General features: G+C 65.8%; 10 protein-coding genes and 1 tRNA gene. 7 read left to right on the top strand and 4 right to left on the bottom strand.

Annotated features, from left to right (window positions below; all coding sequences use genetic code 11):
- Both AAGI46_13160 and melA read left to right on the top strand, forming a co-directional pair.
- Positions 1-1,801 (top strand): bifunctional rhamnulose-1-phosphate aldolase/short-chain dehydrogenase (locus AAGI46_13160; protein MEM1013155.1); only part of this gene is annotated, 1,801 nt, incomplete at its 5' end.
- 6 nt (positions 1,802-1,807) lie between these two features.
- Positions 1,808-3,379, top strand: a complete 1,572-nt coding sequence (gene melA, locus AAGI46_13155; protein MEM1013154.1) for an alpha-galactosidase — start codon at positions 1,808-1,810, stop codon at positions 3,377-3,379.
- Between the two features lie 19 nt (positions 3,380-3,398).
- Here melA and AAGI46_13150 read toward each other — a convergent pair.
- Both AAGI46_13150 and AAGI46_13145 read right to left on the bottom strand, forming a co-directional pair.
- A tRNA-Glu gene (locus tag AAGI46_13150) sits at positions 3,399-3,471 on the bottom strand.
- 48 nt (positions 3,472-3,519) lie between these two features.
- Positions 3,520-3,984 (bottom strand): hypothetical protein, encoded by a 465-nt coding sequence (locus AAGI46_13145; GenBank protein MEM1013153.1) that lies wholly within the window; start codon positions 3,982-3,984, stop codon positions 3,520-3,522.
- A gap of 86 nt (positions 3,985-4,070) precedes the next feature.
- Between AAGI46_13145 and AAGI46_13140 the strand changes: the two genes are divergently transcribed.
- Both AAGI46_13140 and AAGI46_13135 read left to right on the top strand, forming a co-directional pair.
- The gene (locus AAGI46_13140; GenBank protein ID MEM1013152.1) at positions 4,071-4,403 is read left to right on the top strand and encodes a hypothetical protein; all 333 of its coding nucleotides are present in this window, start codon (positions 4,071-4,073) and stop codon (positions 4,401-4,403) included.
- 24 nt (positions 4,404-4,427) lie between these two features.
- The gene (locus tag AAGI46_13135) at positions 4,428-5,735 is read left to right on the top strand and encodes an NAD(P)/FAD-dependent oxidoreductase (protein ID MEM1013151.1); all 1,308 of its coding nucleotides are present in this window, start codon (positions 4,428-4,430) and stop codon (positions 5,733-5,735) included.
- Here AAGI46_13135 and AAGI46_13130 read toward each other — a convergent pair.
- Both AAGI46_13130 and AAGI46_13125 read right to left on the bottom strand, forming a co-directional pair.
- Positions 5,683-6,867 carry a hypothetical protein gene (locus AAGI46_13130; protein ID MEM1013150.1) on the bottom strand — a complete coding sequence of 395 codons (1,185 nt, stop codon included), beginning with the start codon at positions 6,865-6,867 and terminating at the stop codon, positions 5,683-5,685. The genes AAGI46_13135 and AAGI46_13130 overlap by 53 nt on opposite strands.
- A 66-nt stretch (positions 6,868-6,933) precedes the next feature.
- Positions 6,934-7,302, bottom strand: coding sequence for a CrcB family protein (locus AAGI46_13125; GenBank protein MEM1013149.1), 369 nt, complete (start codon positions 7,300-7,302; stop codon positions 6,934-6,936).
- 148 nt (positions 7,303-7,450) lie between these two features.
- On the opposite strand from AAGI46_13125, the gene AAGI46_13120 reads away from it, so the two are divergent.
- From AAGI46_13120 to AAGI46_13110, 3 genes are all read left to right on the top strand, one after another.
- A complete protein-coding gene (locus AAGI46_13120; GenBank protein ID MEM1013148.1) occupies positions 7,451-7,828 on the top strand; it encodes a hypothetical protein in 378 nt (125 codons plus the stop codon).
- A 55-nt stretch (positions 7,829-7,883) separates the two neighbouring features.
- A complete protein-coding gene (locus AAGI46_13115; GenBank protein ID MEM1013147.1) occupies positions 7,884-8,588 on the top strand; it encodes a type II secretion system protein in 705 nt (234 codons plus the stop codon).
- Positions 8,589-8,600: 12 nt separating this feature from the next.
- Positions 8,601-9,125, top strand: a 525-nt coding sequence (locus AAGI46_13110; GenBank protein ID MEM1013146.1) for a hypothetical protein, incomplete at its 3' end; no start/stop codon positions are given.

Raw genomic sequence — 9,125 nt, 5'->3', positions numbered from 1 at the left:
GAGCAGCATCGACACGCCGTTGCACGCGTTTATTCCGCACAAGTACGTGGACCACATGCACCCGAACGCGGTCATCGCGATCGCCGCGTGCAAGGACCAGGAGCGGCTGAACCAAGAAGTCTTCGGCGGCCAGCTCGCGTACGTCGGCTGGCAGCGGCCAGGATTCGATCTCGGTCTCAAGATGGAGCGGATTGCCGAGGAAAACCCGAATGCCGTCGGGATTCTCATGGGCCAGCACGGTTTGATCAACTGGTCCGATGAAAGCGACAGGGCCTGCTACGAGCTGACGCTCAGCCTCATCGAGAAGGCCGCCCAGTACCTCGCCGATCACGACAAGGGCGACCAGACCTTCGGCGGGCAGAAGTACGCGTCGCTCGACGACAGCAAGCGGAACGAGGTGCTCCACGAGATCCTGCCGTGGCTACGGGGCCAGGTGAGCCAGCAGAAGCGGTTCATCGGCACCGTCGAACATCGTGACTCGGTGATGACGTTCGTCAACAGCCACGACGCCCAGCGACTCGCCGAGATCGGCACGAGCTGCCCGGACCACTTCCTGCGGACCAAGATCAAGCCGCTCTACGTCGATTGGGACCCGACGACCGGCACCGCCAAGCTGCGCGAGCTGCTCACCGCTGGCCTTGAGCAGTATCGCCGTGACTACGCCGACTATTACGAACAGTGCAAGCGGCGGGACTCGCCGGCGATGCGCGACCCGAACCCGACGGTCATCCTCATTCCCGGCGTCGGCATGATCGCGTGGGGCAAGAACAAGAGCGAAAGCCGTGTGACGGCCGAGTTTTACTGCTGTGCGGTCGAAGTGATGCGTGGTGCCGAGGCCGTCAGCGAGTACCAGGGCCTGCCGCGGCAGGAGGCGTTTGACATCGAATACTGGTCGCTGGAAGAAGCCAAGCTCAAGCGGATGCCGCCGGAGAAGGAACTCGCCCGCCAGGTCTGCGTCGTCATCGGTGGTGGCAGCGGCATCGGCAAAGAGACGTGCCATCGACTCGTCCGCGAGGGTGCGGAGATCGTTGCTGTCGACCTCAATGAGCAGGCGGCGACGGGCACGGCTGATGAGATCGAAGCCCAGCTTGGCAAAGGCATCGGCGTCGCCGGGAGCGGCATTTCGGGTCGCGGCGACGTCATCGGGCTGTCGGCTGACATCACCGACGCCGAGTCATGCCGTTCCATGCTCGAACACGTCCTGCTGGCCTACGGCGGCGTCGACCAGGTTCTCGTGACGGCGGGCTACTTCGCGACGCCGGACAAGCAGGGCGTCAACACGCCCGACCAGTGGGACCGGTCGTTCAAGATCAACGTCACCGGGCTCTACAACGCCGCCGATGCGGCCCACAAGATTCTCGCCGCCCAAGGCCTCGGCGGCGGCATCGTGCTGACGACCAGCGTCAACGCCGTCGTCGCCAAGAAGGGCAGTTTCCCTTACGACACGTCGAAGGCGGCCGCGAACCACCTCGTTCGCGAACTGGCCGTCGCCTACGCCCCGGACGTCCGCGTCAACGGCGTCGCGCCGGCAACCGTCGTCGCTGGCAGCTCGATGTTCCCGAAAGATCGCGTCATGGCGTCGCTGTCGAAGTACGAGATCGACTACGACGAGAACGCCGACGAAGAGACGCTGCGGAACCAGCTCGCCGACTTCTACGCGAAGCGGACGCTGACCCACAGGCCGATCCGACCGGTCGACCAGGCCGAGGCGATCTTCCTGCTGGCGAGCGACCGGCTCAGCCGAACGACGGGGCAGATCCTCACCGTCGATGGCGGCCTGCACGAGGCATTTCTTCGTTAGTCTCTACTGATGCCCGTCAAGATCGCGTTCATCGGTGCCGGCTCGTTCGGCTTCACGCGCACGCTTTGCCGCGACGTTCTGCTCGTGCCCGAGTTGCAGGACGTGGAGATCGCACTCCACGACATCGACGCCCAGGCGCTGGACCGCATTTCGCGGATCATCGAAAAAGACATCACGGGCAACGACCTGCCGGCTTCCGTGTCGACCAGCCTTGACCGCCGGGCCGCGCTCGACGGTGCGGATTACGTCGTTTCCTGCGTCCGCATCGGCGGGATCGAGGCGTTCCAGAGCGACATCGACATCCCGCTGAAGTACGGCATCGACCAGTGCGTCGGCGACACGCTCTGCGCGGGCGGCATCCTGTACGGCCAGCGCAACGTCCCACAGATGCTGGCGTTCCAAAAGGACGCCAAAGCCGTCGCGAATGACGGTTGTCTGTTCCTCAACTACGCCAACCCGATGGCGATCAACACCTGGGCCGCGCTCGACGCGCGAGACCGCGGCGAGGGTGTCGACACGATCGGCCTGTGCCACGGCGTCGAAGGTGGCTGGTGGGCGATCGATAGGGCTCTGGCTAACCTGCACCGCGATGACGAGATCGGCTGGGGCGAGAACTATCACGATCGCACGCAAATCGTCTGTGCCGGCATCAACCACCAGACGTGGTACACGAAGATCCTGTACCAAGGCCGGGAGATCGGCAGCGAGGAACTGCTCGAAGCCTTCGAGAAGCACGAACGGTTGGCCAGGCACGAGCCCGTCCGAATCGACGTGCTCCGCCGCTTCGGCCTGTTCAGCACCGAGAGCAACGGGCATCTCAGCGAGTACGTGCCGTGGTACCGCAAGCACTTTGCGACCGACCCGGAACGTGCCAGCAAGTGGGTCGGCCCGGACAGTTGGATCAACGGCGAGACGGGCGGCTACCTGCGCGTCACGACCGAAGGCCGGCAGCTGTTCGCCGCGGACTTCGACCGTTTCCTCGCCGAGGCCGGAACGCCGATGAGCCAGTGGAAGCGATCGACCGAGCACGGCAGCTTCATCATCGAGGCCCGCGAGACAGGCCGGCCGTACCGAGGGCACTTCAACGTCCGCAACGACGGCATCCTCCCGCAGCTTCCGGCCGACTGCGTTGTCGAAGCCCCGGGCTACGTCGATGCGACGGGCGTGCAGATGGCGGCCGGCCTGACGCTGCCGCAGGCGTGTGCGGCGACATGCCGAACCAGCATCGACGTCCAACGGATGGCGAAGGACGCCGCGGTCACGGGCGACGTGACGCTGCTGAAGCAGGCCGTGTTGCACGACCCGCTGTCGGCGGCCGTGTGCGAGCCTGAAGCGATCTGGCAGATGGTCGACGAGATGTTGGTCGCTCAGCGGCAGTGGCTGCCAAACTACGCCGCGGCGGCCATCGACGCTGCAGCCGATCGGTTGTCCAAGCACGATGCGGCTGGCACTCGCGTCCTGCTCCGCGATTGGCAGGGCAGCACGCGTCAGCCGGTGCGCTCCGTCGAGCAACTCCTCGCGGACAAAGACCAGAGCGTCCTCGCAGCCGACAAGGCGGCAGACGAGCGGTCGAAGTGAGCCGGCGATTGAAGCCGCATACCCCCAAGGGGAGTCGAACCCCTGTTTCCGCCGTGAGAGGGCGGCGTCCTAGGCCACTAGACGATGAGGGCGTGGCGACCGCAACGGTACGCGGGCCGACGGACGCGTCAACAGTTCAACTACTCTGTCGGCACGCTCGTCTGACGCAGGGCTCTGACCGGGTCGGTGCTCTCGACAATCACGAGATTCGGACCCGGGCCGAGCGGCACGCGGGCGACGCGGCTGGTGCGTTGCGGCTCCGAAGCCAGCTCGCCCAGCGACGGCGTTCCCTTGAAGACGCCCACTGTCGGAACGGCACCAGCCCCGAAACGGCCCTTAACGGGCCCGATCGTCACCTTCTGGCCCGGTGGCAGTTGGACGGCCGGTGGGCCGGCAGGTTCGTCGCTGTCGGCGGCCGAGGCGGGCAGGACGGCGATCATCGTGCCGGGTGACATGAGGTGACTTTCGACGTCGCTGCCAGTCTTGTAGAGCCAGAGTGTCACCGTCTCGTCCGCCCGATTTTCAACAGTCGCCGAGACGTTGGATCGGCCGATGCAGCCGCCCGCGAAAAAGGCCAATGAGAGCACGACGAGCAGCATTCGCATGCGACACCCTTCGCACGCGTCGCCGATCAAGACGGAAAATCTGCCGGCCACTGGTCTGTCACGTGGCCAGATGCGACGTGTGAGGCATGTCCACGCCAACCAACGACGTCGAGCGTCGTCGACTCCAGCGAGTCGATGACGAGAAGCAGGCGGAGCTGTTCTGTCCAACTGCACGCCCAAGGCCGCGAGATCTGCCGGACGATGTGCCGTTCTGCCCGCACGATCGTCGGCTAAGCACGGTCGTCAACGTCTCGCGTGACGGCATCGGCGTGGTCGCGGATCGGCCGCTGCCGGTCGGGGCGTACCAGAAGCTGCGCGTCGACGAGTCGAATGGGAGTGGCGAGGTGCCAGAGTTTCAGATCGTCCGGTGCGAACCGCGCGGCGACGGCACCTTCTCCATCGGCGCACGACGCTCGTAGACGCGGATCGCTCTACCGTCGGCCGTGGCAGAGCCGTCTCCGCACCCAAGACCAGTCGTGATTGTCGGTGCCGGTCTTGCCGGACTGACGTGTGCCAAAGTGCTCGACGAATCGGGGCTGACGGTCCGCGTGCTCGACGCCGCAGACGAGGTGGGCGGACGCGTGCGGACCGATGTGCATCCGGAAGGCTTCCTGCTGGACCGCGGCTTCCAGGTCTTTCTCGACAGCTACCCCGAGGCCACCCGGCACCTCGACTACGGCCGGCTCGATCTCAAACCCTTCGAGCCCGGTGCCTTCACGCGGATGGCGTCGACGGAGCTGTTGCACTCGCTGGTTGATCCGTTCCGTCGGCCGCACCGCGCGGTGGGCGTGGCCCTGTCGCCGGCGACGACTGTCAAAGACAAGCTGCTGATCGCTCGACTGCGACTCGGCCTCGCACGGAAGGACGTCGAGTCGCTGCTCCAGGAGGGCGAGCCGATGTCGACGCTGCAGTTTTTGCGCGACTATGGCTTCAGCGAACGCATCCTCGGCACGTTCTTCCGGCCGTTCTTCGGCGGGGTGTTTCTGGATCGGTCGCTCTCGACGTCGGCCAAGCTGTTTCGGTGGCTGTTTCGGTTGTTCGCCAACGGCAATGCGTGTCTGCCCGCGGCCGGGATGCAGGCGATTCCACGTCAGCTGGCGGATTCGTTGCCAGCAGACAGCCTCAAGCTCGGGACCACTGTGCGTTCGGTCGGCAATACCAGCGTGACATGCACCGAAGGCGTCGAGCACGAGGCGGCAGCGGTGGTGGTCGCAGTCGAGGCCCCGGCGGCGAAGTCGCTTCTCGGCGACACGCTTCCGGCCGACTTTAACGATCGAACGTTCCGGCGGACGTCGACGCTCTACTTCGCCGGGACGAGAGAGCTTCTGCCGGAGCCGATGCTGGTCCTCAGCGGGACCGATCCGCATCTTCAGTCGATCAACACGATCGCTCCGCTCAGCCTCGCCGCGCCGTCGTACGCACCAAAAGGCCAGTCGCTCTTGAGCGCCAATGTCGTGCCGGACGACGACACGCCGACGGGCGAGGACCTGCTCGAAGCGGTCCGCAAGGCACTCGCGCACTTCTTCGGCGACGACGCGGCGGCAGAGCTGCGGCATCTGGCGACGTACGACATCGAGCACGCCTTGCCGAGCCAGCCGGCACCGGTCATGGCCGAGCCGCACAAGAAGAGTCGGCTGTCGTCGGGCGTCTACCTCGCGGGTGACCATCGCGACACGGCGAGCATCAATGGCGCGATGCTCAGCGGGCGTCGAGCGGCCGAGGCTGTTCTCGCGAGCGGCGTCGGTCGATGAGGTAGAGGATCATCACGATCGCCACGACGGCCATCGACCACGCCATTTCCCCGCCGAGAAAGGCAACCGCGATCGGCGGCATTGCCAGCACGACAGCGACCCACATGCGTCGCGAGCCGAGCAGCAGATACGCGGGAAACACCAGGCCGTAGAAGACGAGCAGCGTGCGATAGCCGACCTCGCCGGGGCGATAGTCGAAGAGTCGAACCGCATCGAGCGACCAGCCGGACTGATTGCCACTGGCGTCGAGCAGCGGCACTTCCACCGCGACCGCCCATCCCGTCACGCAAGCCATCACGCCTGCCGCGATCAATGACGACGAGGCGAGGTTCGGCCGGTTAACGAAGTCCGCCAGGCGACGGAGCGACGTGAGGTGCGCGACGTTCGTGAAGGCAACCTGCACGATGAGGTGCAGGCCGATGAACAGGCCAATCGCGCCGAAGTCGGCACCGTTCATCAGGGCAGGCAGCGTCGTCGCGTAGGCGAGCGTGACGAGGATCATCGACGTGAACAGCACGGCGAACCCGACGCCGAAGGTGAATCGGCCACGCGTTCCTGCGGCCTGCCTAGCTGCAAGAAGCGAGGCGTCGAGATACGGGCAGAGCAGGAAACCAAGCGAGCAGATCGCCGCCAATCCAGCCAGGCCGAGCCAGCCGATTTCGACGTCTGCCATCTCGGGCGTTCGCGCGTCGCCCGCGACGAAGAAGGCGACCGTTGCGGAGAAGAGCCACACGACAGGAGCGAGGCTCGGCAGGCCCGACTCCAGCCGTCGCCCAAGCACCATCGCCGTGGCCACCGCAGCGGTGCCGACCAACCCGGCCGTGCCGCCGAGGACGCGCGTCACGATCCACGCCATCGCAAAGCCCTGCAGGACAAGCGTCGCCGCGGTAAACGCCGAGACGGCACCGGCATGCCGAGCGGCGAAGTCCGCCGCGTCGCCGGCAGACCGCAATCGCCATCCCAGCGAGGCCGCGCCGACGATGTTTGGAATGGCGAACAGAATCCAGCCCGCGATGCCGAAGTCGCGAACGAGCAGCACCGGCAGCATCATCCCGATGACCCACGTCCAAGACACCGCGACGTAAAACGCCAGCACCAGCGCGGTCATCCTGCTCGTGGTCACATCACGCACGTCGAGCAGCCACGTTAGCGACGGCGGACGCACTTCAGTGCCGCTGTCTGAGAATGCTCTGAACGCTCAACCTCCCAGTTTCATCCCAAGCCACACCGCACCAAGCCCGCCACCAACGTGTGCCAAGACCAGCGCTACCGCAAGGATCGGCTTGGTCGCCAGCAACTCGACGACTTCCAACCCGAACGTGCTGAACGTCGTCAACCCGCTGCAAACGCCAGCTACCACCAGCGGCCGGTTTGCGATCAACCACGCGACGTCCCCCTCCGCATGCCGCCTTGCGACGAAGCCGATGACGAGGCAGCCGACGACGTTCACGAGCAACGTCGCAGCCGGCACCCACCCTCGGCCGATGACTTTCGCCACCAGCTCGCTCACCCCGAACCGAGCGAGCGCTCCCATCGCACCGCCGATTGCAACCCAGAGGAAGGCCATGCCTCCTTCATCGGCGAGAGCGTGCAGAGAGCACGCGACTTCGATGCGTTCGGAGTTGCCCTCGGCACTTCGCTACGGCTTCCACCGTGGTGCGACAATGCAGCGCGTCGGAGCCAGGGCCGCCTCAAAGCCACTACGCTGCCGGCCAATGCGGGCGACGTGGCTGCGCATTCTCGTTCTGACATGGCAGGCCGTGTGGCTGCTGGCGATCGTGCCGGGGCACACGCGGGGGGCGATCCGTCTGCCGGGTGGGGAAGGGGCGGAGGTGGTGGTCGCAGAGGCCGCGGTCCAGGCGAAGTGCTGCTCGACTTCACCGCGGGGTGATCAGCCGGTAGAGCCTGTTCCATCGGGCGGCAAATGTGCCGTCTGTCACATCGTCGCGATGCACGTCGTGGCGGTCGCGTACACGTTGAATCACCCGGCCCTCGCCTTCGCCGACAAGCTCGGCGACGACGTGGCCGAGTCGGCGGAGGTGTCGTGGGTTCGTGCTGTCCGCACATCGCGCGGGCCGCCTGTGGCATGTTGATCGGGTCGCCGATCGATCGGTCGGCGACGGCATCCGCACGTTCCAGCCTGTTTTCATGCACCCACCGCATCCACGCGGCAGGGCGTTCACGCTGGTCGAGCTGCTGGTGGTTCTGGGGATCATCGCCCTGCTGGTTGCAATCCTGCTCCCGACGTTGAGTCGCGCAAGGCAGGCGGCGCAGCGGGTGGCGTGTCTCAGCAACCTTCGGCAGATCGGGGTGGCCCACGGGCTCTACCTCATCGACAGCGACGGCTCCCTGCTGACCACGTCCCACGGCGATCGCTCGTGGGTCGACATCCTCCGTGACTACGACGAGGCCCTTCTGCTCCGGTCGCCCGTCGACGAATCCCCGCACTTCGAGGGCGGCACGCCCGTCGTCGTGAGCGGCGTCGACACCTACCGACGGACGAGCTACTCGATCAACCGCTTCCTCGCGTCCGACTTTGTCCACGGTGCCAAGCGGGCGGCGCAGGTCCGTCAGCCGACGCACTTCGTCCACGCCGGCATCAAGGTCTACACCGGCGACGAAGCCGTCTGGGATCACTTCCACGCCGACGCGTGGTCGGACCTCATGCCGTTCGTCTCGCCCGCGCTCAAGGCGTCGGCCGAGGCGCAGCTTCACGCCCACGAGGGCGAGCGCGGCAGCGAGGACGCGCGATCGACGTGGCTTTTCTTCGACGGCCACGCCGCCGTCCATCGCTTCGGCGATCTCTACACCAGTCGCACCGACAACCGGTTCGACCACCAACTCTGCCAATAAACGACTTTCAACATGCACATCACCAAGACAACGCTCTTCACATCACTCACCACACTGACACTCGCATCTGCCGTCGTTGCTCATGACGGCCGGCGTTTCCAGATCGAGGTCGTCGACGAGGGCACCGGCCCGCAGCTTCGGGCCCAGGGGTACAACTCGAACGATCGCCCGGTCGACCCGGCAGGGCCGCGGCCGTACTACAACGCGCTGCACGACCACTTCCAGTTCCTCGGCAGTGGCGTTTACACCAAGTCGCTGCCCGGCTACGACATGGGCCAGGGCAGTGACGTGCTCGCCGGCTTCGACATGACGTGGGAGTTCATCGGCCTGAGCAAGTGGGAGGGCGTCGATCAGTTCATTGATCCGAACAACATGGGCCGGGTCATTGGCGAGCCAGTGCCGGACCTCGTGTCGCTGGACGTCGGCCAGACGATCGTCGCCGGCTTCGGCGGGCAGACGGTCTCGCCGGGCGAGTCGCTGCTGATTGTTGACGACTATGACGGCCTGACATTCGTCGACACCGATGGCAAGAGCCAG

Source organism: Planctomycetota bacterium (assembly GCA_038746835.1).
Taxonomy (GTDB): Bacteria; Planctomycetota; Phycisphaerae; order Tepidisphaerales; family Tepidisphaeraceae; genus JBCDKH01.
The sequence above is the reverse complement of the archived record's forward strand: the minus strand, read 5'-3'. Positions and strand labels throughout refer to the sequence as shown.

Excerpts from the sequence above, each read along its gene's own strand:
- AAGI46_13145 (MEM1013153.1), bottom strand. The coding sequence starts at position 3,984 with ATGCGAATGCTGCTCGTCGTGCTCTCATTGGCCTTTTTCGCGGGCGGC.
- AAGI46_13140 (MEM1013152.1), top strand. The coding sequence starts at position 4,071 with ATGTCCACGCCAACCAACGACGTCGAGCGTCGTCGACTCCAGCGAGTC.
- AAGI46_13125 (MEM1013149.1), bottom strand. The coding sequence starts at position 7,302 with ATGGCCTTCCTCTGGGTTGCAATCGGCGGTGCGATGGGAGCGCTCGCT.
- AAGI46_13120 (MEM1013148.1), top strand. The coding sequence starts at position 7,451 with ATGCGGGCGACGTGGCTGCGCATTCTCGTTCTGACATGGCAGGCCGTG.
- AAGI46_13115 (MEM1013147.1), top strand. The coding sequence starts at position 7,884 with ATGCACCCACCGCATCCACGCGGCAGGGCGTTCACGCTGGTCGAGCTG.